The organism is Paraniabella hibiscisoli (assembly GCF_022512515.1).
Classification (GTDB): domain Bacteria; phylum Bacteroidota; class Bacteroidia; order Chitinophagales; family Chitinophagaceae; genus Niabella; species Niabella hibiscisoli.
In genome coordinates, this window is the sequence record NZ_JAKWBK010000002.1 from 406,605 (window position 1) to 429,814 (window position 23,210).

The 23,210-nt window shown below is 42.2% G+C and carries 25 protein-coding genes and 1 pseudogene; 5 read left to right on the forward strand and 21 right to left on the reverse strand.

The annotated features are described in order from the left end of the window. Positions 1-22: 22 nt before the first annotated feature. The 5 genes from MKP07_RS30700 to MKP07_RS30715 are packed head-to-tail and all read right to left on the reverse strand — an operon-like array spanning position 23 to position 3,132. Positions 23-646 (reverse strand): hypothetical protein, encoded by a 624-nt coding sequence (locus MKP07_RS30700; RefSeq protein WP_240851893.1) that lies wholly within the window; start codon positions 644-646, stop codon positions 23-25. A 17-nt stretch (positions 647-663) separates the two neighbouring features. Further along, positions 664-2,163 (reverse strand): TonB-dependent receptor, encoded by a 1,500-nt coding sequence (locus tag MKP07_RS30705; protein WP_240851894.1) that lies wholly within the window; start codon positions 2,161-2,163, stop codon positions 664-666. Further along, the gene (locus tag MKP07_RS30710; protein ID WP_240851895.1) at positions 2,118-2,393 is read right to left on the reverse strand and encodes a hypothetical protein; all 276 of its coding nucleotides are present in this window, start codon (positions 2,391-2,393) and stop codon (positions 2,118-2,120) included. The genes MKP07_RS30705 and MKP07_RS30710 overlap by 46 nt, the downstream gene beginning before the upstream one ends. Continuing rightward, complete coding sequence (locus tag MKP07_RS43215; RefSeq protein WP_394803735.1) at positions 2,318-2,653, reverse strand: TonB-dependent receptor plug domain-containing protein; 336 nt, start codon at positions 2,651-2,653, stop codon at positions 2,318-2,320. The genes MKP07_RS30710 and MKP07_RS43215 overlap by 76 nt, the downstream gene beginning before the upstream one ends. Further along, a complete protein-coding gene (locus tag MKP07_RS30715; protein ID WP_240851896.1) occupies positions 2,644-3,132 on the reverse strand; it encodes a carboxypeptidase-like regulatory domain-containing protein in 489 nt (162 codons plus the stop codon). The genes MKP07_RS43215 and MKP07_RS30715 overlap by 10 nt, the downstream gene beginning before the upstream one ends. 614 nt (positions 3,133-3,746) lie before the next feature. On the opposite strand from MKP07_RS30715, the gene MKP07_RS30720 reads away from it, so the two are divergent. Then, the gene (locus MKP07_RS30720; protein WP_240851897.1) at positions 3,747-3,950 is read left to right on the forward strand and encodes a hypothetical protein; all 204 of its coding nucleotides are present in this window, start codon (positions 3,747-3,749) and stop codon (positions 3,948-3,950) included. Between the two features lie 79 nt (positions 3,951-4,029). Here the strand turns inward: MKP07_RS30720 and MKP07_RS30725 are convergent, their stop codons facing one another. After that, positions 4,030-5,166, reverse strand: coding sequence for a hypothetical protein (locus tag MKP07_RS30725; RefSeq protein ID WP_240851898.1), 1,137 nt, complete (start codon positions 5,164-5,166; stop codon positions 4,030-4,032). 118 nt (positions 5,167-5,284) lie between these two features. Then, positions 5,285-5,788: a hypothetical protein gene (locus tag MKP07_RS30730; protein WP_240851899.1), complete on the reverse strand. Its 504-nt coding sequence runs from the start codon at positions 5,786-5,788 to the stop codon at positions 5,285-5,287. A 1,138-nt stretch (positions 5,789-6,926) separates the two neighbouring features. On the opposite strand from MKP07_RS30730, the gene MKP07_RS30735 reads away from it, so the two are divergent. The 4 genes and pseudogenes from MKP07_RS30735 to MKP07_RS43220 all read left to right on the forward strand — a co-directional run. Beyond that, positions 6,927-7,937, forward strand: coding sequence for a tetratricopeptide repeat protein (locus MKP07_RS30735; RefSeq protein WP_240851900.1), 1,011 nt, complete (start codon positions 6,927-6,929; stop codon positions 7,935-7,937). Positions 7,938-8,058: 121 nt separating this feature from the next. Next, positions 8,059-8,454, forward strand: coding sequence for a histidine kinase (locus tag MKP07_RS30740; protein WP_240851901.1), 396 nt, complete (start codon positions 8,059-8,061; stop codon positions 8,452-8,454). After that, positions 8,441-8,845: a sensor histidine kinase gene (locus MKP07_RS30745; protein WP_240851902.1), complete on the forward strand. Its 405-nt coding sequence runs from the start codon at positions 8,441-8,443 to the stop codon at positions 8,843-8,845. Before MKP07_RS30740 ends, MKP07_RS30745 begins: the two co-directional genes overlap by 14 nt. Next, positions 8,842-9,510 (forward strand): annotated as a pseudogene (locus tag MKP07_RS43220) (LytR/AlgR family response regulator transcription factor); the annotation flags it as partial. The gene MKP07_RS30745 and the pseudogene MKP07_RS43220, both read left to right, overlap by 4 nt. A gap of 84 nt (positions 9,511-9,594) precedes the next feature. Here MKP07_RS43220 and MKP07_RS30750 read toward each other — a convergent pair. The 14 genes from MKP07_RS30750 to MKP07_RS30810 all read right to left on the reverse strand — a co-directional run bounded on the left by MKP07_RS30750 (position 9,595) and on the right by MKP07_RS30810 (position 23,208). After that, positions 9,595-12,021: a hybrid sensor histidine kinase/response regulator transcription factor gene (locus MKP07_RS30750; protein WP_317236170.1), complete on the reverse strand. Its 2,427-nt coding sequence runs from the start codon at positions 12,019-12,021 to the stop codon at positions 9,595-9,597. A 20-nt stretch (positions 12,022-12,041) separates the two neighbouring features. Further along, positions 12,042-13,604 (reverse strand): ligand-binding sensor domain-containing protein, encoded by a 1,563-nt coding sequence (locus MKP07_RS30755; protein WP_240851903.1) that lies wholly within the window; start codon positions 13,602-13,604, stop codon positions 12,042-12,044. Further along, positions 13,544-13,960 carry a two-component regulator propeller domain-containing protein gene (locus tag MKP07_RS30760; RefSeq protein WP_240851904.1) on the reverse strand — a complete coding sequence of 139 codons (417 nt, stop codon included), beginning with the start codon at positions 13,958-13,960 and terminating at the stop codon, positions 13,544-13,546. Before MKP07_RS30760 ends, MKP07_RS30755 begins: the two co-directional genes overlap by 61 nt. 86 nt (positions 13,961-14,046) lie before the next feature. Next, a complete protein-coding gene (locus MKP07_RS30765) occupies positions 14,047-15,099 on the reverse strand; it encodes a sialidase family protein (RefSeq protein ID WP_240851905.1) in 1,053 nt (350 codons plus the stop codon). 145 nt (positions 15,100-15,244) lie between these two features. Continuing rightward, complete coding sequence (locus tag MKP07_RS30770) at positions 15,245-16,900, reverse strand: glycoside hydrolase family 2 TIM barrel-domain containing protein (protein WP_317236147.1); 1,656 nt, start codon at positions 16,898-16,900, stop codon at positions 15,245-15,247. Beyond that, positions 16,897-17,616: a sugar-binding domain-containing protein gene (locus tag MKP07_RS30775; protein WP_240851907.1), complete on the reverse strand. Its 720-nt coding sequence runs from the start codon at positions 17,614-17,616 to the stop codon at positions 16,897-16,899. Before MKP07_RS30775 ends, MKP07_RS30770 begins: the two co-directional genes overlap by 4 nt. Before the next feature lie 165 nt (positions 17,617-17,781). After that, entirely contained in the window at positions 17,782-18,867 is a 1,086-nt protein-coding gene (locus MKP07_RS30780; RefSeq protein WP_240851908.1) for a glycoside hydrolase family protein, read from the reverse strand. Between the two features lie 10 nt (positions 18,868-18,877). Next, positions 18,878-20,401 (reverse strand): family 78 glycoside hydrolase catalytic domain, encoded by a 1,524-nt coding sequence (locus MKP07_RS30785; RefSeq protein WP_240851909.1) that lies wholly within the window; start codon positions 20,399-20,401, stop codon positions 18,878-18,880. After that, positions 20,374-20,520 (reverse strand): hypothetical protein, encoded by a 147-nt coding sequence (locus MKP07_RS30790; RefSeq protein WP_240851910.1) that lies wholly within the window; start codon positions 20,518-20,520, stop codon positions 20,374-20,376. Before MKP07_RS30790 ends, MKP07_RS30785 begins: the two co-directional genes overlap by 28 nt. A 5-nt stretch (positions 20,521-20,525) precedes the next feature. Then, on the reverse strand, positions 20,526-21,077 hold the full coding sequence (locus MKP07_RS30795; RefSeq protein WP_240851911.1) for an alpha-L-rhamnosidase N-terminal domain-containing protein: 552 nt from the start codon (positions 21,075-21,077) through the stop codon (positions 20,526-20,528). Then, the gene (locus tag MKP07_RS30800) at positions 21,058-21,405 is read right to left on the reverse strand and encodes a glycoside hydrolase family 78 protein (RefSeq protein ID WP_240851913.1); all 348 of its coding nucleotides are present in this window, start codon (positions 21,403-21,405) and stop codon (positions 21,058-21,060) included. Before MKP07_RS30800 ends, MKP07_RS30795 begins: the two co-directional genes overlap by 20 nt. After that, entirely contained in the window at positions 21,381-21,503 is a 123-nt protein-coding gene (locus tag MKP07_RS43890; protein ID WP_449589537.1) for a glycoside hydrolase family 78 protein, read from the reverse strand. The genes MKP07_RS30800 and MKP07_RS43890 overlap by 25 nt, the downstream gene beginning before the upstream one ends. A gap of 92 nt (positions 21,504-21,595) precedes the next feature. Next, positions 21,596-22,762: a malectin domain-containing carbohydrate-binding protein gene (locus MKP07_RS30805; protein ID WP_240851981.1), complete on the reverse strand. Its 1,167-nt coding sequence runs from the start codon at positions 22,760-22,762 to the stop codon at positions 21,596-21,598. Then, positions 22,759-23,208: a DUF4982 domain-containing protein gene (locus MKP07_RS30810; protein WP_240851914.1), complete on the reverse strand. Its 450-nt coding sequence runs from the start codon at positions 23,206-23,208 to the stop codon at positions 22,759-22,761. Before MKP07_RS30810 ends, MKP07_RS30805 begins: the two co-directional genes overlap by 4 nt. Positions 23,209-23,210: the final 2 nt, after the last annotated feature.

The following is a 23,210-nucleotide window of genomic DNA, read 5'->3' on the forward strand; positions in this document are numbered from 1 at the left end:
TAATTATTAAAACCGTTTGATATTATAATCCCAGGTTGATACCGATAGAAGTAGTTCTGATCGTGGGATAATCGAGGTAGCTGAATGTATCCGGATCCTTGTACTTTAAAGGATTAACGATCGTCCATAAATTGTTGGCGGAGAAAACAAGCCGCGCTGTGCTCAAACCTATCCTCCGTATAGTTTTGGGTGCGAGCGAATAACCTATAGTTAAATCATTTACCCGGATGGTGGTACCATTCACCGCCCAGAAGTCTGAGTTGGTTCTTATATAAGGATCATCATATCTCGGAAATTTGGCATCGGTATTTTCAGGAGTCCAGGTATCAGTCCAAAATGCTGGAACATTCTTGGTAATACTGGCCTGAGTGCTCCTGGTATCTGCATCGTAAAATACTTTGCCACCCAGGTTGACGCCGATGTTCAGGCGAACATCAACAGTTTTATAGATAAACCCTAACTGTATACCAGTTACCAGCCATGGATTAGTACGATCGAATAAGAAAGTCTGGTCCCTGTCTGTTATAACTCCATCGCCATCTATGTCTTCAAAATAAAGCCAGCCCGGCTGCGGAACACTACCGTTCAATGTATACTTGGGATTCTTAGCTAAAAATGCATCAACCTCTTCCTGGCTACGGAACATGCCTTTGTATCTGAGGCCTATATTAGAGCTGTTAAACTTGCGGGGTCTGTACCAAAGCTGGTTTGCGCTAAAGACACAGCATCCTGCCACAGATCGTAGCGGTTGTAGAAAGTACGCTCCATTACCGAACTACCAAAACCAAAGTTCATACGTGCTGTAAATCTTATATCCTGGCTGAAACGGGCGTTATACCCGATACTGTATTCTGTGCCCCATGTGTGGCGTATACGCCAGTTCAAAACCGGAGCAGCGAAACCTGCGAACATAGGGAAGTTCAGATCATTGCCTTTATCAAATACATCGTAAGCACGGTCCTGGAATGCATCAAAACTAAATGTTAGCTTGTCTTTAAAAAATGACAGATCAAAGCCAAAGTTCATCGTTGCTTTCTTCTCCCAGGTAATATCAGGGTTAGGAAATACATCAGGTCTTACACCCGGTACATAAGTCTCTCCATATAAATAAGAACCTATATTGATCTTGTAACGCTCAAACCAGAAGGTGCTTCCCACGCGGTCATCACCCGTTAAACCATAGTTGGCTCTTAATTTAAGATAATTAATGAAGTTGACGTTTTCTTTGAAGAAAGGTTCCTTACTTACTTCCCAACCGGCACCCAATCTTGGGAAGAAGCCCCACATATTTTCAGTAGCAAAGTTGGAGGAGGCATCCATACGGGCAGTTCCCTCCAGCGTGTATTTACTGTTAAGTGTGTAGATAAAATTTCCAAAGAAAGAACGTTTCCCTGACTCAGCTGCTTTAGGAGTTTCTACCTGCGGAGAGGGGTCAAAAGCCCAGTAATATGGGTTATCCCTGATCTGCTGGTTAACATACAGGTATCCCATCCCACTGCTGCTGGCTTCCGATTGCTCACCACCCACCAACACGCTGAAGTCGTGGTTACCAATAGAGCGTGCATATTGCAGGGTTCCAAATATGCGGTAGTCGCTGCTTTCATCAGAACGTTGTAACAAGCGGGCATTGCCTCCTCCAAATCTCTCCACACGACGGGTAACCGTATCGGTAAACAAAGCTCCGTTATTACCGGCACGCTTAAACTCAGCAACCAGGTACATAGGGCGGTATTCTTCAAACTTGGTAGCCCTTGCGGTGCTGGATGCCTGTACCCGGGCGATCAGTCCTTTCAACGGCCCGCCTTCAGGCGCGTAGGTAAGACTACCATTGAGTCCATATCCCCTCCTCTTCTGATCGTTGTAAAAACCTGAAGCGATTACCGCCAAAGGGTTATTAAAGTTGTTACTACCTGCGGTGTAGTTCACAAACTCTTCACCTATTTTAATAGGCGTCCATTTAGGCACCACAATTACGTTTTGCAGAAAAGTTTTGTCGTTGTCAGCCAATCCGTTTTTACTGTAATTAATATTATTATCTATGTTCACATTGATCTCGGCTTTCAACCCCTTATATAGTTTGGCAGAAACGCCCGCTCGAAATGTAAACCGGTCAACTTTCAAACCTGCGTAGTTACCATTCTGGTTTTGATAGCCACCCCCCATAAAAAGGTCATGCGGTCGGTACCTCCTGAAATATTAATATTATGCCGCTGCATAATGGCAGCCTGCCAGAGCTCATCGAACCAACTCTTATAGTTCATATTTTTAAGTACTTCCAGGTCTTCTTCATCAAAAAAGTTGCCGTTCGTGGTATTGGTTAATTTATAGCTTTCGTTAAGCAGTTTGGCATGATCGTAGGCAGAAAGCATTTCCGGAATCTTAATAGCATCCATATGTCCAACGAATCCGTTGTAAGTGATCCTGGGCGGACCCGCTTTTCCCTTTTAGTGGTAATCAAAACCACACCTTTTGCACCGGCAGCACCGTAGATGGCAGCCGAAGCGTCTTTCAAAATACTAATATCCTCCACCATGGAAGGATCCAGGTTGTCAAAGGTGGCTTTGTTGACGATCATGTTATCAACCACGTACAAAGGCTCGGCAGTACCGCCGGTTAGCGAATTGGCCTGGGCATCTCTGATATTCAGCGTAATGCGGCTCCCGGTCTGCCGGAAACCTGGGTAACACCCAAACCTGCCACACGCCCTCTTAAAGCCGCAGCAATATTGGCTACCGGAATATCCTGAACTTCTTCGGGGTCTACCTTAGCTACAGCACCCGTTAACTTTGATCGTTTCTGGGTTCCATATCCCACCACCACGATCTCATCCATTTTAAGATCCAGCTTTTTCATAGAAATCGAGATCTCTCCTGATTCAGGCACTTCAACATCTCCCCGCTCATACCCCACATAAGAGTAGACCAGGATCGTTTTTCCTAAAGGCGCATTTAAAGTAAACCGGCCGTTTTTATCGGTTGTAACGGACGACACTCCGCCTTTTACACTAATAGTAACTCCCTCCAGCGGAGCATTGGCTGAATCCGAAACCACAACACCTGTAATGCTCTTTGTTTGTCCTATCGCCTGGTTATGGCAGAGAGCAATAAGCAACAACAGGCACGTAAATTTCAAAATATGCTTGAAATACATATGGCTTTTATTTTTAAGTGAAAGTTTAGTTCATCGTTTATTTTAACCTCATCATGAAAACGATTTCATTTTTTGAAATCATCAGCTCTCTTATTAATTGTCATTTAAACACTTAATAAACGAACCCTGACAAAATGAGCAGTAAAAAATAAGCAGCAATCCTTCTTAAATGGATTTGTATGTCTTTTCCTTTTATTGCAACCGTTTACATGTCACAAACTTAATTTTCAGGGTAAAAAAAGAGGTTTGAATTTTATCGCAATAGGTTCAATTTTTGACACCTGGTATAAATAACTGATAATCAAAAAGTAAACGTTTACATTTTTAAGCAAATGGAATTCTATCAACCTTAAGGGAGTCCCCAAACAGAGCTTATTGTTTAGTGGGCTATTCTCATCATCTCTCGCGCGGGCATAAAAAAGCCCTCTATGAAAATAGCGGGCGTACTTGTAACGATTAACCAGATTGGTTGATTTTAGTAAGCTATCAACATGATTAAGAAAAAATTAAACGGTTAGTCAGGGGCCATACTTATATAATTTCAAAATTTTTATTGCGCAAACTTAAACAGAGCCTGGAAAAAGAAGGCCCGGTTTTTGGCTTATAGGGTTCAATTATTGATACCTGGTATAAATGAACACCATGCAGGTTTTAAAAGCCAGAATAAGCATTATGATAGCCAGGAAATGATCTTAATACATTTTCTGGTGGCCCATAAAAAGGGAAGTGGTAACCCGGCCTTGAAAGACCCGGAGACCACATTCCCGCTTCTAAACAAATCGTTGATATACTATTTCTGAATGACCTTTACCGATTCAGAATACTTTGAAGTTCCATCATGATCCACCTGAGCTATTCTTATAAAAAGAGGCTTTCCGCTTACCTCAGCCGCCAGGTCACTACTTTTTGGCATCCGGTAACCGCGATAGCACAACCGGCAAGCACAACTATCATCCATATCTGCAGCCTGCGACGAAAGCTTAAAATTGACCCTCCCATTAATAACAGGCTGATGCCCAGGCTAATGCCGGAAACAGGCAGGGTCCATTCATATTCCAACCTGCTATCAGAATTTCCATTTGCAGCCCTGGAACGCACCTCCCCTATTTTTGTAAAATGTGCTCCGTCGGTTGAAGCTTCAATTACAAACAAGCTATTGTTCTTTTCTGACAAAGCAGACCATTGCACATCCAGCTGACCGTTATGGATAGTAGCCGTGAGCTCACCGAATAATACAGGTAGCGACTGCGAGAAATTGATCGTATAAGTTGCCGGCGTCAGGTCGGGCGTACCGTTGGCATCTACTGTTACATAACCAAAGCTGGTGGAAGAAGTGCCGGCAGGTGTGCCTGCGGTAGGGCGTATAACCATTAATGCGGGGTCATAATTACTGATAACCTGGCCCGCTGTAACCACTACATTATTATATACCAGCTGAAAGGAATTCGTAGGCAATGTGGTGATTTGTATGGATTCTCCCGTACCTGACCAACTTCCCTGGGTCGATTGCTGTTCAGGATCGCTTCCCTGTAAAGGACTTAAAGCAGTAAAACTCACCGACGCTGGAGCGCCTGTTACAGTGCTTGTTACGGCATAGGTTTCAGGGCGGGCATTAATGCCTAGAAGGTTGTTGGGGTGGTCTGTATTGGTTGAGCTGTTGGTAATGGTTATCTGACCGGCTTTCCCGTTCACTGTACCATCGCTGATAAGATCCGTATTGCGTTTTTCACCAATATACACATAGCTGGCGGGTAAGTTAACAATACCTACGCTGAATGTTCCTGAACCTGCATAAGCAATGGTGTAAGTACCATCAGCATTTACATTAGTGGTGGTTCCCGGAACTATATTGCCCGCCCCATCGTATAAAGCTACCTGCAAGCCACCAACATTAGTGCCTGTACCATTTATGGCGCCATCTTTCAACCCGTTGCCATCGTCTAAAACAGTACCGGAATAAATTATCGGGCAGGCTTTTAAACTGGCAGTAAAAATAGTATAATCATCTGAAGCCAATGATGGCCCCGCTGAAAAGGCTGAAACTGCATCTGGAGGTTACCCGAATTGGGAATTGTTACAGGCAAATGCAGTACCAGGGTTTTCCTGGTAGCAGTTGGATCAGAAATTACAAAATTTACTGGTACAGCGCGGCTGCTCCTCCGTTTATAGACCCGGTTGCTCCGTTGGAAAAAGTGATGGTACCGGTAAGGCCGCTGCCATCTGTTGTAGCAAGCGTTGCATATACCGTTCCTCCATAGCTGATAACGAAATTAGCCCTGTCACCGTCCTCAATATCATTATTGCTACCATTAAAAGCAGTGAAAACCAATGTAAAAATGGCACCGTTGCCTTTTAAATTTACCCCGGTAACTGATTGTGAGAAAGTTTGCGTTTCATTATTGTCGCTAAAATAAGTACTGCCGCCACTGAGCACTGTACCAGCTCCGGTCCCTAGCCAGCCGTTGATATTCGAGCCGGATACAGTAACGGCGCTGCTAGCCCCTGAGCAAAATTGATATTCTGGGTTCTTTCCGAAGTTGCGCAGGTTTGAGCGAAGGACACCTGCGAGGAAAGCGCCATTAACAGGATGAATATTTTTAAGATTGAAGGCCGGAAGATTTTTGTCGGAATCTCCCATTTTTTCTTGTTAAAATAGGTCGAACTCATTTTTTTCATTTCCATAAAATTTCAATTGTGATAAGATATATTTTAAAACTTAGATCTGATCCCGGGCAATTACGCCATCATCCTTTTCCAGGGGCTTTTAAAACATATTCATCACTGACAGCTACGGATACCCGCAAACTGCCACTGCTACAACGCTATGGTTTCTGAAAGAAGAGTTTAAGACTTTAAAAATTAACTACATCAATACTATGTATTATCATTTTAAAATTTCGGTGCAAAAGAAACATATACAAATCAAAACTTCTATCGCCTTTTTTTAAAAGTGCCAGATTGTTTTGCAAACCAGCCGAAATATTTTTTGAAGGTTACCAGCTATAAGGTGATTTTTGAAAAACGGGTTTGGATCTTTTTCATTACCGCTAATTATCTCTTAAGCCTGAGCATTAAAAAAATGCCCAACAATAGATAAAATACTAACCAGGAATAAATAAAAAACTGAATCATTACGTTTTGGTTTTATGCTACACTTTTGTATGGCAGATTTGCCGGATCATGTAACGCAGAAGTGGCGCAAAGCCAGGGCGATGCTGCAACTTTAAAAAAGCGCTACTGATTAATATACATTGCGTATTAAAATAATCTACGAAATAACTATGATCGCATTAATCATTGCGTTACTGTTTCACGAAACGCCAGGATAATTTTCTAAACCCTGCTTATTTATTGTTGCCGCCAAATGGCTTCAATTGTTCGTTGGTGAATTAGGGCTACAAAAGAGCATTACCACAAAATAATCTTCAGGTGGCCATAAGTTTTGTACAAAATGCAGTATCAAATTATTTACCTGTACAAAAATTTGAATGCAATCCAAATTCTCTACTTTTACATTATCTTCTAAAATTTACTTTTCGAAATTCAAAACCAACAACTTCGTTACAGCATCAATTGAACTGCCAGGCAAGCAAGTGTCATCTATTGTATATCCGTTTTAACAGATAACCTGCGTTTAACGGCTGATGGAATTACCGATGCTGCACGATATTGAAACGTAAAGAAAACTAAAGCCGGAATAAATGTTGTACAAAGGATGTTCATCCAGCTTGTTTCGCCAATCCGGCGCCGGCATTACATGTATTTGCCTGCTGTATATGCTATCCTGTACTGTTAAAGACAGTAGCCCTAAAAATTTCCAGCTTCAGGACTCAGCAAAAACGACTATTAAAAACCTGCTGAAACGGGCTTATTTTTACCAGGAAAAGCATGCAGACAGCGTTCTTTACTTTGCCGATTCATCTCAAAATCTTGCAAGGTCTCTTAAAGACACCAATGGCATTATTTCGGCATCCTACGTAAAAGCCCATGCATTGTCCAATTCGGGTAAATTTGAAAAAGCGATCGACGAGGTAAAAAAAGCTATCCAACTCACAGAGCAATCGGGGAATAAAGATCAGTACTTACCGGTATTATATACCATGGGCGGAATATATGCTCAAATGGATATTATAGACTCTGCTACCTTTTACTTTCTGGAAGCATACAAAAATATTGACAGCAGTACACGCATTACTGATATTGCGGCACTCACCAATAGCCTGGGATTTATGATGGGAGCACAGGGCAACAAGCGTTTAGCCGCCAGGTACCTCGGGGAAAGTCTTCATGCTGTTGAGCAACTGAAGGACACTGTTAAAATACTTTATACCCTTAAAAATCTCATTTCTTATTTTCCCCTGGAGAATAGCGGGGATTCTCTACGGCGCCATGAGCACATGAGCAAATTTCTTCACATCTTTAATCAAACTCCGTCAACAGTATTGAATGCGGTCATTTATGGCTCAGCGGGTTTTTGTTATGAACAACTGGAACAACCTGATAGCGCATTATTTTTTTACCGCAGGGCTATCAAAGCTTCATCGATAGATGGTAACATCCTTTTTCAAAAAGACCATCTATATAATATAGCCGAAATTTATATGAGCCGTGGCCAATACGATAGCGCCCTGCATTTTATGACTATTAGCGCCCAGCAGGATGATGGCGAAACACCCTTGGGAACACAGTACCGGTATTTTTCCATTATGAGCCGTTTGTACGAAAAACAGCAGCAATGGACAAAATCTATATCTGCATTAAAAAAAGCAGTCACATTGATAGCCTGATCAATAAGCGGGAGAAAAGCGACCAACTGCTGAAACATGAGCAGGAAATCACCAGGCTCAAGGCAGAAAAGCAACTGATAGAAAAAGAAAAAGCATTGCCTTACAAAGAAACAGGGTACTGATGCTAAGTTTACTACTTGGGATTGGCGCACTGACTGTTATTGGCCTGCTATGGGTTCAAAAGGAGAAACGCAGGCAGCTCAAACAGCAAAAGCAATCAGCCATTCGCGAAGCGCAGGAAAAAGAAAATAAACTTTACAACGATTTGGTACAGCAGGAAATGGTAGCCTTATTTGCTAAGCTCAATCCCCATTTTATATTTAATGCGCTCAACCCGCTGACCGTTTTTATACTTAAAAACCAAAATAAAGAAGCCCTGGTGTATCTTAACCAGGTGGCTCTTTTAATGCGGGGCTTTATTAATTTAAGCCAGATACAATTTGCTACTATAAACGATGTGCTTACTTTTTTAAGACATTATGTGGCGGTACAACAGCATCGTTTTGACTTCTTTTGAATACCGCGAGGATATGGATCCCGCCATGGATATACATGAATACCTGATACCGGCATTAATGCTGCAGCCGATTATTGAAAATGCTATAGAACATGGTGTTACCCATATCGGGCAAAAAGGTTCAATTGATCTCCGCATAAGCCTTGATCCGCCCGGAAGAGAGGAAAAGACCATTGAAATCAAGGTTACAAATGATGGTCCATCCCTGGACAAGAATCTGTTAATACTCAATAATCACGCCCTTTCTATTATACAGGAACAGCTATTTACCATCAGGAAAAAATATGGAACGGGTACTTTAACTCTTCAAAATAACATAAACCGTTCTGGTGTTAACTGTACCATAAGCTTACCCGCTATTACCTTAGACGTATTTAAAAAAACAAGATGAAAGCAATCATTATTGATGATGAAGCTTCGGCAAGAAGTGTATTGCACCTTTTAATAAAGGAACATATACCTGAGGTAGCAGTAGTTGCTGAAGCAGGAAGTTATGAGACAGCCCTGGAAGTGCTGCAAACCACCGCTTCGGATATCCTGTTCCTGGATATTGACCTTGGTGCGCACTCAGGCTTTGATGTATTGGACAAATTAGGTAGCAGAACCTCCAGCCATTCCATCATCTTTGTTACTTCATACAGCGAGCACGCCGTAAGGGCTTTCAGGTATGCGGCTGTCGATTATTTACTAAAGCCCATAGATCCCGAAGAACTGATCAACAGCGTTGAAAAGGTTAAAAGTAAGGCAGCCCTGTTTAGCATGCAACAGCTTCGGTTATTAAAAGAAGAGTTGCTGGCGATACAAACTCAAAATAATGCACGTCGAAATGTGATCGTAAAAGGTTATAACGGATCTGCATTGATACCAACAGAGGAGATTCTCTATTGCAAAGGAGATGGCAGTTATACTAAAATTGTTAAAAAAGATGGATCAACCGTTACTGCGAGCAGACCATTAATCCATTTTGAAGAACAGCTCGTTGGCATTGCTCATTTTGTAAGGGTCCACAAGTCTTATATCGCCAATATGAATGAAGTGAAATTTATCAGCAAAAAGAGGATTCACAAATATGTTTCAACAACGGCATCTGCATTCCCATTACTAACTATAAAGATGTTTGGGACCTATTGGAATGATCGGCTATTTTTTGCCTTTCAAATAATCGGTTGGGGAGACACCGAAGCGTTCTTTAAAACAGGTGCTGAAATACTTCGGATTATTGAATCCGCTGTTATAGGCAGCCTCGGATATATTAACCATACAAGAATCGAGATAGGCTTTGGCTTTATCCAGTCTCCGGTCTTTTACAAATTCAACCGGAGTAATGCCTGTGAGGCTTTTGAATTTCTTATAAAAAGTAGTCCGGCCCATACTCATAGATCCCGCTACCAGCTCAATATTGAAATTATAATCGCCCATTTTGTCCTCTACCACTTTGATCACTTCTTTTAGAAACTGTTCATCCTTTTCAGTCACAACCGGTTTTTCTACTGATTCAGCTGGTTCGGCTTTTACTGCCGGGGCAACCGGTTGGGCTTTTATCGTTTTTGGAGGTGATGCCGGGGGCCGGCTACCTAATATTCCGAACAAACGGGCTCTTTGTTTCAGCAAACTATTAATTGACGCAAAAAGGAGGTCGCTGTTGAACGGTTTGGTGATATAAAAATCGGCTCCATACTTCAATCCTTCGATCTGGCTTTCTACAGATGATTTTGCGGTTAACAGTACAACAGGGATATGACTTGTATGTATGTTGCTTTTTAACCGGTCCAGCATTTCTATCCCATTCATTTCCGGCATCATCACATCGCTGACAATCAGGTCTGGTTGCAGTTCTTGTGCAATGGCGTATCCTTCCAGTCCATTGATAGCGGTGCTTACATTGTAGTACTCTTTTAGCTGCTGCGTTAAAAATATCCGCAGCTCTTCATTATCCTCCACCAATAATACCTGTGGCAATTGGTATTCCCCAGCCTGTTCAATTACTGGTTCGCCGGGTTGGGCATCTATTGCATGTATAAGCCCGAAAGATTTGGCTTTGTTTTCCTCATCTTCATTGCCAGGATTTGCAGTCTTTATATTTTTCAGTGAAAACTTTACCGTAAGCCCGCCAAACTCATTATTAAAGGCTTCGATATGCCCACCATGTAGTGTAACCAGCTCTTTCGCCAGTGCTAGTCCTATTCCCACTCCCTTCATCTGCCGGTTATCCGTATATGCACCGCTGTGAAAAAGTTCGAAAATATCCGCCAGCTGATCTTTCTTTACACCAGGCCCCTGATCTTCCACCGCTACTACAATACTTTCTTCATCCGAAATAATATTCAGGTAAATAGATTTGCCCGGAGGTGTGAATTTAAATGCATTCGCCAGGAGATTATAGATCACTGTCGCAATTTTTTCTCCATCGATATGAGCTGTTAGTTTCGATTGATCGCTTCTGATTTGAAAGACAATCGCCTTCTCAGATTGCTCTGTTTTAAAATGTGCAGCAGTATCGTGCGCCAGTTGAACCAGGTCTACACCCGAGCGATTGAGCTGTAGCTTATCTGACTGCACTTTCCGAAAATCCAGGAGCTGATTAATAAAATGCACCATCCGGTTCGCATTTTTATTAATTACAGATAAATAGCCCTGCCCTTCGGGTGAAAGATTTTCCTTTTTCGACAACTGCTCCAAGGGATTAACAATAAGCGTCAATGGGGTGCGGAGCTCGTGGGAAATATTAGTGAAGAAGTTGAGCTTCATTTCTGAAAGCTGTTGCTCGATGATCACCTTATTTCTCAGCCGGATCATAGTGGTAATAGTACGGCGTATGAGTTCGATAATAACTATAGCAATTATTGCATAAATGCAATAAGCCCACCAGGTCTTCCAGAAAGGCGGCTTAATAGTAATGGAAAGTTTTCTATATGTACTTTCGGTATAGTCCTCGCCCTCTCCTTTTACTTCAAATGTATACTTACCTGGCGAAAGATTGGTGAAAACAGCTCTCCCGGAAACATCCCTGCTCCATTTATCATTCAATCCTGCAAGCCTGAAACTGTACTCATGCACATTTCTCCTGTAGTCGGGTATCATATAATTAATAGCAATGGTATTCTGATCATGCTGCAGTATTAATGCATCCATGTAATTGACATCCTTATCTGCTATACTATTTTCTGCACCCGGATCTATTTCTACATTATTGACCTGCAGTGAGGTAAGCAACATTCCTGATGGCTTGAGTGCCCTTTGCAAATGAGCCGGGTTAAATGTTATCAGTCCCTGCGAAGTGCCAAAAACCAGGTTGCCCTGCGCATCTTTAGCGCAGGTACCTTCAGAAAACCCAACGGCAGGTAAGCCATCATAAGAGTCATAATTTATAATATGCTTATCCTTCGAATGCAAACAAGAAAGTCCTCCCTCAGTAGTTACCCAGACATTACCCATTTTATCTTCTACACCATTGAGCACATAATCGTTTGCCAAACCCTGCCGGGTTCCAAAAGATTCAAAGCTTAGACCAGCATTTACGGTTTTTGTAACAAGTGAAAATCCTCCACCTGCTGTAGTTACCCACATTTTACCTTTGGCGGCAGGAATTAAATACAATACATCATTATCAGGCAATCCTTCATTTTGAGCCTGTTTACGGTATATTTTAACTTTATAATGATTGTTACTGTGTAGATGTACGGGTTGCAAAGTAAGTAGTCCCCCGTAGTAGCTACCCATATCAGACCGTCTTTATCCATGGATAAATGTCGTATTTGTCCAAACGTGTTCACCGGATATTTGGGAAGGCTTACCGGAACCCGTTGAAAATGGCAAACACCATTTTGTTCACTTACCCGCATTAAACCAGCATCATAAGATCCTACCCAGATATTATGTAACCGGTCTTCGAGGATAGAATAAATACGAAATCCTTTCTTTTTATCCGCCACGGTAGGGTAATACTGCAATTGGTAGCGGGTACGTTCGAGGTCCTGGGGTATCGCTTTATAAAGACCATCATTCTTTGTTCCAATCCAGATATTACCCCTGCTATCTTCTGTGATGGTATAGGCGACAATCGAAAAATCTTTTAGCAATTTATTATTAAAAGTTACAGGCTGATTTATACCATTCTTTTGCACGGTCAGTTGTCCGCCTTGTGTAGAGGCCCATCGCCTGTTTAACCTGTCGAAATATACCGCTCTTACTTCAAGATCAGGGAAATGTGTAGACTCGCCAATATTTTCAAGCTGAAATATATTTCTCTGGATAATCAACTTGGTAACGCCCCTGAATTCTGAGCCCACCCATAATACCCCACTGTCGTAAAAAATACGGTAAACCGAATTGAATGATTTATTAGAGAAACCGTCTACCGGCAAAGCAGGAACCATCTTATCTTCCCGCTCGTTATAATACACTAACTCTCCATTGGAAAAGGTGATCCATACGGTTTTATTAAAATCCTGGAACGCCGTAAACCTGTTATTGACATTACGTTTGCTGGTTGCACCGGATGCATAAAAGCTAAAATGATCCTGTCCTTTTCTAAACAGCAAAATACCCTTATCAACTGCTTCTATCCACAGATTACCGTTCGCGTCTTCAAACATATTCCCCATTGCATAGGGCGTTTGGCGAGTGGCATAAGTCAAACCTTTATCCCTGTATTCGCAAGTGACTAGTTTACCGGAATTGGTGGCCATGTAAACCAGGCCTGAGAACTTCGAACAATGTACAGACTCTATCGTTTCTCCTGCAAATGCCGAGAGGTAAAGTTTGTTCTGCTTTTTAATATATACCCCTACCGATCCATTATGCGAGGTGAAATAGAGGTAGTTGGTATTTTCTGAAACCTTGGTAAAATTCCTGCGTCCCTGGCCTATTTGCCCCGGCGCTTCTCTTTGTAATGGCCTGAACCATCTTTTACAAATTTTGAAATCCCCCGGTGTTACTGATCCAGATATTTTGTTCTTCATCTTTATGAATAAAAAAATATGGTTGGAGTCCAGCGTATGCTCTTGCGGAGCAGTAGCGCTGTATTGCAAAATATTTTCTCGGGTGATGTTTCTTAGCGGTACACAAAGAGCTCCTTCATCTACGGTGATCAGCCATATCCGATCATCTGTAATAGCAGAGATGCCATGCACCTGAACCTTCTTTGCCAAGGCCAGGTTAATCGTTTCACTAACCGGCATAAAGGTTTCCTTATGCTTATCAAAACAGTACAGGTATTTATCATAAGTAATGATCCATAAAAACCCTTATGATCGTCTACCACCTGGCGTACCCTGTCGTTATGAATACGCTGGCTACCCAATGCAGAAGTTTTGAAAGACTTGAAAGTTTTGCCATCAAAACGGTTGATGCCATTCCAGGTACCGAACCACATAAAACCATCATCATCTTTAAACATGGTGGAAACCATGCGATGCGAAAGGCCATCTTCCGAAGTGAAGTATTCCGTTTTATATTTCACCTGCGCCATGCCATTCCCTGTCAGCATACCACAGATGATGAACAAAATATATTTTCTAAAAAGCAATGGCATTAGTCGGGTTTATTCCTTGTCTGACGATCCCGTTAATAACTATGACTTACGTGGAACTCCTATTTCTCTGTACTCTTTACCAACGGTATTTTATCAGCAGGCCATTTACCATTTTTAATAGGATAGGTTACTAACTTATCGGGATCAATAACCACATGTTTGATCCGCTCTCTATGCCAGGTATAAACAATATGTACCAGACCATCTTTGGTTTGAATAATGGAAGGATAAGAATATTGTTTTTCGGCTTCATCTATATAATCCAATACCAGTGCAGCTTCCCAGTTCTTTCCATCTTTACTCACAGCCAGGTTAATAACGCCTCTACCTTTATGTCCCATTTTAGGTTGATTGCGGGTAGCATGATTGTATATAAGCAGTTGGCGACCATCTTTCAGGGTCACAGCGTCCAGTCCCGAATTGTTATTAGGCAGACTGGTCATTTTCATTTCCGACCAGGTTAATCCCTCATCGGTTGACCAGTTTTCAGCAATCAATTCATTGTCTTTATTTGATGTACGGCTCAGCATTTGTATGCTTCCGTCTTTATAAGTAAGCAGTGTAGGCTGAATGGCCCTTATCTTCTTGCCATCGTTCAATGGCCCTATCAAGTTCCAGGTTTTACCTCCATCTATACTACGTTCCACATGTATGCGCCAACCATTTTCTTCTGAACTCGAACCAGAGAGAATCACACCATCTTTTAATTGTATAGGCTTATTCTTTATAGGTCCTAAAATCGGGGCCTCCAGCTTTTGAGCCGCACTCCAGGTATGACCGTTATCTGTAGAGGTTTTATATTCACCCCACCATTCTTTCGGGCTGGGACCCACTTTGTAATACAATGTCAAAACGCCACCCGCAGGCTGAAACAGCACTGGATTCCAGGTGGGTAATCTTGTACCGTTGGGTTGTATTCCATTTGCAACACTCACCGGCTCCAGCCATTTGCCCTCCCTGGTTTTACGCGAAATCCGGATCTCCACATCGGGATGACGTTCGTAAGTTCCACCAAAGAAAGTGCAAAGCAACTCTCCATTCGTCAACTCCAATATAGTAGCTGAATGGCAGGAAGGGAAATCAGCTTTTTTATAAAGAAACTCCTCCAACACAATACCTGCACGGTGTTTAGGCGGTTGCGGCTCTCGTACTGTAAAGCTATTATTAGCTAAACTGGCGTAGCCAGCTGCTAAGGTAGCGCCTACAAGTAAACCTGCGAATATTTTTTCATGAATGACTTTTAGTTAGGAGTTAAATTTATTTTACGGTTATCAAAGTAGTTGCAGGTAGCAGTCCATCAGCACTTAAGGTAACTTTCAACTGACCCGGCTTCACCCCTTTGATCATTGCGAGCAATAACCCTTTGTATATATGATGCTGTGCATCTTTAAGCGAGTTCGTATCTGCAGGATTTCCATTATCCATTCCCTCAACTATACCAGCGCCTTGTATGTTTATTTTTACTAACTGATCAGCGCCCGGAACCAGGTTACCAGCTTTATCTACTACCCTGGCGGTGACAAAAGACAGCTCATTTTTTTTGCTGTCAATAGTTTTATTTTCAACCAAAAGTTCTAACCGGTAAGCAGCCCCGGCTGTTTTAATTACCCTGGTTAGTACCTGCTTTTTATTTTTGTAAGACACGGCTTTTAACTCACCAGATTCATAAGGTACACGCCACATCACATGAAAAGCTGTATCTATTTTTGTTTTTCTTCCCAACGACTTTCCGTTTAGGAAAAGTTCTACTTCATCCGCATTATTATAATAAGCTTTCACATCTACTAACTGGCCCTGCTTCCAGTTCCAATGGGGGTAAAGGTGTAGTACCGTTTTATTAGTCCACTCGCTCTGGTACATGTAATATACATCTTTAGGAAAGCCTGCCATATCTATAATACCGTAATAAGAACTACGAGCAGGATAAGGATAAGGTACCGGCTCTCCCAGGAAATCGAAGCCACTCCATACAAAAAGCCCGGACATGTATTTATAACGTTTTACCTGCCACCAGTTGTTTTCGTGGGTTACACCCCAATAAGCCGCCACATTATCATAAGCAGAAACCGTATAATCAGGGTTACCATTTTCTACATATTTAAACTGTGAAGATGATGGCCATAAACGAAGAGAGTCAGATGGCATATCATAGTGCCCCCGGCTCGCCAGTCCTGATACATTTTCGGAGGCGATCACTTTTACACCTGGATAATTTTTCTGAAAATCTTTATAGGAATCGATCTTATAGTTTAAACCAACCATGTCCAGTGCACCAGACTGATAAATGTAATTTTTGGATGGGTCACTTTCACTTAATGCACAAAGAACAGGTCGTGTGGTATCAATATCTTTTACTATTTTAACTAATTCCCGGGTTATTGTGATCCCTGTTGAATCGAACTGCTCACGTATTTCATTTCCGATACTCCACATAATAATGGAGGGGTGATTGCGGTCGCGCTTTACCATGTGCTCCAGGTCTCGTTGATGCCACTCGGGAAAATCGCTGAAATAATCAAACTTGTTCTTCTTTTTAGCCCACATATCAAAGCTCTCATCCATCACCAGGAAGCCCATTTCATCGCAAAGATCCAACAACCTCGCTGCAGGAGGATTATGTGCCATGCGAATGGCGTTAACACCCATTTCTTTTAATATTCTTAATTGTCTACGAGCAGCAGATTCGTTATAAGCAGCTCCTAACGCGCCCAGGTCGTGATGCTGGCAAACACCCAGTATTTTCAGATATTCGCCATTGAGAGAAAATCCATCATTAACATCGAAATTAAAATAGCGAATACCAAATACAGATGTATACTCATCTACCCATTTACTATCCTGGTAAACCTTTGTAACCATTTTATACAAGTAAGGTCGATCCACAGACCATAAAAGTGGTTGATCAACTGTCATTGCCTGGTAATATTTGTCATTTTTTTAGTTGATGCATCTGACTCACTTACCTTCCTGCCCTGCGCATCATAAATAGCCGAAATAAATTTCAAAGTACCTTTACCCTCCTGCTTTATGTCATGCTCAACTGATACAGTTGCACGCGTCTTACTCACATCGGGTGTAGTTATAAAAGAGCCCCAATGTTTGAAGGCCGTTTTATTGGTAACTACTAATCTTACATCCCTGTAAATTCCAGATCCCGTGTACCAGCGTGAATTGGGCTGTTGCGAATTATCGACCCGCACAGCTACCGTGTTCAGTTGACCGGCTGGTTTCAGCCAACGACTTAACTCATAACGAAAGGCAGTATAGCCGTAAGGCCATTTGCCCAGGTACTGCCCGTTGATCCATACTTCGCTATTTCTATGAACACCGTCAAACTCTATATATACTTTCTTCCCTGCACTGTTGGTAGTAAAGCTTTTGCGGTACCAACCAATGCCTCCGGGCAAGGCACCTCCTGCATTGCGGGCAGGATGTGTTGAATCGAACTTCCCTTCAATGCTCCAGTCGTGTGGGAGATCCAGTTTTCTCCAATTTTTTGAATCAATACCTGTTTTAGCATAACTGCTGTCATCACCCAAAGTAAATAACCATCCTTTATTAAAGTCTGTTATCTGCCGGGGCTTTGCGCCTGGCTTAGCAATGGCATCAGGCTTATCAGCATGAAACAAAATCGAACCAACCTTATATATTTAATCATAATCACAAATGAATTTTGAACCCTTTCCTTGTCTTTACTACGCTCTTTTCGCTAATGCAGTTTATAAAAAGCACATTTATTTACCATATTAAATCCCTGCAGCTTTCTTTACACCGACCTTTTAATATAGCATTATTTAAAATTTAATACGGCTACTCCCCTTATCTGCTGAAGTAGCAACCGCTATGCCCCTGTTATCTTTTGCATCCACCGCACAATAGAAATGATATACCACACCCTTATGCTTTAGCACGAAAGATTTGTGTGCATATTTCTTATCAATATCAATCGTTGAGTTCACCAGATCATCCCCGTTCCAGTCTGTCCAATTGATGAGATCGTAAGAGCAGGCAAACCGGTTGAAAGTCTCTGTTTCTCTTCCTTTCCAAAAGGCACCGAAATAGAACATCACCCAAACATTACCTATCTGTTGTATTTGCGGATCGCCCGTAATACCTCTTGAATGATGAACTACGGGCTCGCGTTGATATCTCTTCCAGCTGACCATATCATTGGAAACAGCCATACCTATGCGTTCATACCAGCGGGTGGGCTTATTATTGGGTAAAGAATCTCCCACCGCATTATAGTACATAATAAATTGATGGCCCGTTTGACCAACCTTGTCTTCCACGACGTAACTCTTGAACAGTTTATTGCGGTTCTCCCACCAACGTACATCTTTGTCAGATGAGGACAGCACGGGGTGATCCAGGCGCTGCCATTCAAATGCCTGTGTAGGCTTTTTAGTGGTATAAGCCATTCCTATTGAAAGCGGTTCCGGTTCATAACCTGATGAAGAGCCCCCGAAATAAGACATCCAATATTTAGCCTGATATTTGTTTAACTGATAGCTCCCACCCCATTTAGTATCTACCAATGCATTGTAGCCTGCTTTCTGGTTTTGGTCCCAACCCTCTTTTGTAAAAGACATCTGCCTTCCCAGGTTTTTCCAGTTCAGCAGGTCTTTGCTGCTGGCCAGCCAGGTCTCATACCCTTTACCGTCAAAAGCTATATAGCTCATGTACCAGGTGTTGCCGGCTTTATAAACGGTAGGGCAATCTATTTTCTTGCCGGTATCCGGCGGTAATAGCACCAGGCCATACTTATACGGCGTCTTTACCTCTTCGTATATTTTTGCATCTCCGCCTGCGGAACTACAGCGGGTTGCTGCGCCTGCAGCAGACCGGTTATAGTTAAACAAATCAACCCTATTATGCAATGCTTCATTTTTATTGTTTTACAGAGAATTCATAAGCGCCTGAGCCAATCTTTACAGGCTGCTTCTTATATTCAGCAGGGAAGTAAATAGTAGCTTTTGTATTGGGAGGGATTGCTACTCCTAATTTGAACACGTTTCCTTCTATTTTCCAGTTTACGGAAATCAAACCGTTTACAGAATGATAGGTGGCTTTTGCTTCTTTAATATCTCCTGCCGGCTGAGGTTTTATTTCTATATCTTTAAAACCAATCGAACCCGGCGCCTGACCAATACCACATAAGCCAGTGTAAAACCATTCCATTAAATGACCTAACATAAAATGATTATTGGAGACAGTGGGCAAGGCCTGCCAGGACTCTGTTAATGCAGTTGCACCTTTTGCCAGCTGGTACCCATAACCGGGTATATCACTACGGCTGTTCATATCGTAGATCAGGTCTGACCGGCCGGCGGCTTCCAATGCTTTCAATACATATCTGTAACCAATATCACCTGCTGTTAAACGATTGTCTTTGTTGCGAATGTCTTCTACCAGGTGCGCTAATACCGCATCATAATGTTGAGGCTCTACCAACTGCATAAATAATGGGATCGCGTTTGAGGTCTGGCTGCCCGAACCATATTGTTTTGTAGCTGCATTAAAGTATTTTTTATTAAAGGCTTCTTTAATATCCAGTGCGATCTTTTGATACATTTTTGCATCTTCTTTATTGCCCAATGCCGTTGCTATCTGTTCTAACAAATGCGCATCATAATAATAGTAAGCGGTAGCAGTTAAACCCATGGGCGTTAATTGTGAGAAGCCTTGCCTGTCAGGTCCCAGGTCATACCAATCGCTTAACCCGTGCATCAGGATAAAGCTACTATCTTTTGATTGCAGGTACTTGAAGTAACGCTGCATAGCGGTATAGTTTTCCGTCAGCAGACGTTTATCTCCCGTCCATTGGTACATATACCAGGGAAAGATAATAGAAGTACTTCCCCACTCGGGAGAATCCCTGAAATAGCCATCGGCAAAGTGCATTTCTGTAAATTCAGGTACAGTAGCCGGTACTAATCCATCAGTTAATTGTTGCGTGCGTATATCACGCATTATTTTATGTGCGAAGGAAACGATATCGTAGTTGTGCTGTATGGCGTTACCCATCAAATGCACCTGCTCCTGCCATCCCAGTTTTTCGCGATGCGGACAGTCGGTAAATACACTGGTAAAGTTGCTGTTCAGCGCCCACTGAATCAGTTGATGCGTTTTATTAAACAAATCATTGGAACTGCGGAAGCTCCCGTTAACAGCAGTACTGTTGCGTAAATGCCATCCTTCTATTTTTTGAAGCACTGGATACTCTTTATAGGCAGATCCTTTAGGCTCTGCACCTACAACCTGTAAATATCTAAATCCATAATAGGAAAAACGGGGATTCCATTTTTCAATGCCATCACCTTTTAAGATATAAGTATATACATGCGGAGAACCTGTATGTTTTTGATTGGCAGTACCACTATCGGTTAAAAGCTCAGCAGGTATAATACGCACTGTATCACCCTTTTTCCCTGAACTTCTATATAGGGAATTCCTGAAAAATTCTGCCCCAGGTCATAAATCCATACACCTGGTCTTAATTTGTTTTGAGTAACCGGCGTAAAACGTTGCATAACTTTTACGGGCATACCAACTGCGCTACCAACTCCGGCCCAGTTGTTGTGATTGCATTTTTCCATGCTGCATCATTAAAGCCCATTTTATCCCAACCTTTCTTTTCCAGGTTGGCATCGTAATCTTCTCCACCATAAATGCTTGAGAAATAGATGGGTGAAGGTGCCGTTTTCCAGGAAGCATCAGAAACAATATTTTCTGCTGTGCCATCTATGTATTCTACCAATACACGGGCAATCATTTTGGGGTAACCGTAAGCGCCTGTCATCTTACGATACCGTTCTCCGGGAATATAATAAAAACCATTACCCAGCATTACACCCAAAGCATTCGTGCCATTGCGCAATCTGTCCGTAATATCAAATGTTACATATTGCGCCTGTTTGGCATACTGTGTCCATCCCGGGTCTAAGAAATTATCGCCGATTTTGCTGCCATTGATGCTCATTTCAAAATGGCCGAGGCCGGAAATAAATACAGTAGCTGCTTTTACCTCCTTATTTATGCTGATATCCTTTCTGAATAAGGGCAGCAGATCAGGCCGCTTCCCCCCCACTCTTTTTACCGCTACCGTGCATTAACGGAACATATTTATTGCTATCCGGCAATTCGCTATAAGCAATCCATCGGGCACCTTTCCAGTCTTCTGCATTCCAAAGACCGGTTCGCCAGGATGCAGGTCTGCTAAAAGCAGATTGATTCCCTTTCTGGTCCCAAACCATTATTTTCCAATAATACTTTGTTGCGGGCTTAATGTGAATATCTTTTGGTAATACCTGTTGATTATCGCTGGCGCTTAGTTTTTTAGAGTCCCAGATATTAGCTTTATCATTCACCAGTAATGCGCTGTCATCAGCCACTAGTATCCTGTAAGCAGCCTGCATCGTATTTTTTCGAAAGCCTGTATTTCCCAGCTTAACAAAGGTTGAGCAGTTTCAATACCAATAGGATTCACTGTATACTCGCAGCGGGGATCCACCACGCGTAAAGAAACCAACTGGGCGTTGAGTTGACCAATGCTCCAGATAAAAATATAATTAAACCATATTGCTTCATAGTCGCATTATTAACTGCTTATTGTATATCAATATTGGAAACGACTAATCCGTTTGCATTTTTTGTGATCAACTTCACTTTATAGCTTCCGGCGTTGATCATGCTTCCAGTATTAATAGTAATATAATTCCATTTACCCGGCCTGGTTGTTTTAAACACTACAGCTTCATCCACCATTTTATTACTGCTTACATCGAATAATTGCAAAGAACCTGTTATATCCTGTTCTGCCGGACTATTATACTTAACAGTTATAGAATAGACGTCGGCTACACCGGTGGCTATCGGCCAGGTTATTTCTGCAGAGTCATTATTTTTTACTACGGTGCGCTCTCCACCCGAAACAACCTCTTTAGCTACGTTGTTATTCGTAGCAGCAACATTAGCCTTATAAGAAGTAGTCGGTTTCAGGTCGTATGCTGGTTGCATGCCGGTAGCAGGTAAGATACCAATCATTCCTAGTTTTTTCTGATCTATTAACACCTGCGCTCCCGTTTTAAATCGTTTACGATATATGTCATACCGCTCCCCTCCGTTCTCATCACTAATAATCGAATCACTTAGCTGTTCAAAATCTTTTAATATTAATGTATTCCCTTTCTCAACTGCCAGATACACATCAATCGTATCAGTCGCGGTAAATTGCAGCTTTGTTTCATCCGCCCGCGACAAACTGATCCATTCGGCACCAAATAATGCCGGGGCCAGCTTGTATATACTGTTAGTTCTATTGGTGAAAAGCTTGTCCCCTTCATCCAGCCAGGCTTTATAGACACATCCATCACATTTCAGATCCGTGATCGTTTCAAACGCAGGCACTGGTTTTACAGTTTTATTAACAGCAGCTATAGCAATAGCGGAAATAATGGCCTGTCCGGATTTTGTATTGGGAAACGAAACTCTTAATATACCATCAGACACTTTTGCCGTAAAGGTCTTTTTAAGCGCTCTATTAGCACCCGCTTCCTTCCATATATCCAGGTCTTTAATAACAGTTTGATTGTTGATGGCTACATCAAACAAACGCATTCCCGACGCTTCAACCGATCCGCCGATACCCAGCCAGGGTTCAGCAAAATATAATTCAACTTCATAATTACCGTTAGGTAGCGGGAACTGGTAATAGAGTTGATCAAGTCCATACCGGAATGATTGAAATAGCGCCCAATCTTTCGTTCCTTTTATAGCTGCATTGGTTCTACGCTGGCTGGCAAAAAAGCCGGCATATTATCGAAGGCACTGGTCCACGAAGAAGAACCCCAATATTTACGGCCTGCATTTTGCGGCAATGCCCTGTCAGCCTCCCATTTATTTCCCCATTCATCCATGTAATCGCCGCCGCCACTATTAACCCGGTAAACATAATTCAAACCGGGTTTAGGTTTTAGCAGTACGGTTCCTGCTGGTTTTAAGGAAGCGATTCCAGGTGCTTCAGGCAAGTGATTCAGTAACACCGTGTCCCTGGCTACCGGCCTGCCGTTGGTATAGCCCACTGCATACAAAACATTATACTGAACATTGGCTTTGTTAAAAATAAAATGGGTCCCGAATCCACCGTGTTGCTGCTTACCTAAAGAAATTTTGCCAAAATCATTAAAGAGTTCTACCTCGTCGCAATTTGAATAAACCATGA

Coding starts and splice junctions, on each gene's coding strand:
- MKP07_RS30700 (WP_240851893.1), bottom strand. CDS start 646: ATGTTCCGTAGCCAGGAAGAGGTTGATGCATTTTTAGCTAAGAATCCC.
- MKP07_RS30705 (WP_240851894.1), bottom strand. CDS start 2,163: ATGGGGGGTGGCTATCAAAACCAGAATGGTAACTACGCAGGTTTGAAA.
- MKP07_RS30710 (WP_240851895.1), bottom strand. CDS start 2,393: ATGGATGCTATTAAGATTCCGGAAATGCTTTCTGCCTACGATCATGCC.
- MKP07_RS30730 (WP_240851899.1), bottom strand. CDS start 5,788: ATGGGAGATTCCGACAAAAATCTTCCGGCCTTCAATCTTAAAAATATT.
- MKP07_RS30735 (WP_240851900.1), top strand. CDS start 6,927: ATGCTATCCTGTACTGTTAAAGACAGTAGCCCTAAAAATTTCCAGCTT.
- MKP07_RS30740 (WP_240851901.1), top strand. CDS start 8,059: ATGCTAAGTTTACTACTTGGGATTGGCGCACTGACTGTTATTGGCCTG.
- MKP07_RS30750 (WP_317236170.1), bottom strand. CDS start 12,021: ATGTGGGTAACTACAGCAGGTGGAGGATTTTCACTTGTTACAAAAACC.
- MKP07_RS30770 (WP_317236147.1), bottom strand. CDS start 16,900: ATGACAGTTGATCAACCACTTTTATGGTCTGTGGATCGACCTTACTTG.
- MKP07_RS30790 (WP_240851910.1), bottom strand. CDS start 20,520: ATGCAACGTTTTACGCCGGTTACTCAAAACAAATTAAGACCAGGTGTA.
- MKP07_RS30800 (WP_240851913.1), bottom strand. CDS start 21,405: ATGCAGGCTGCTTACAGGATACTAGTGGCTGATGACAGCGCATTACTG.
- MKP07_RS30810 (WP_240851914.1), bottom strand. CDS start 23,208: ATGGTTTATTCAAATTGCGACGAGGTAGAACTCTTTAATGATTTTGGC.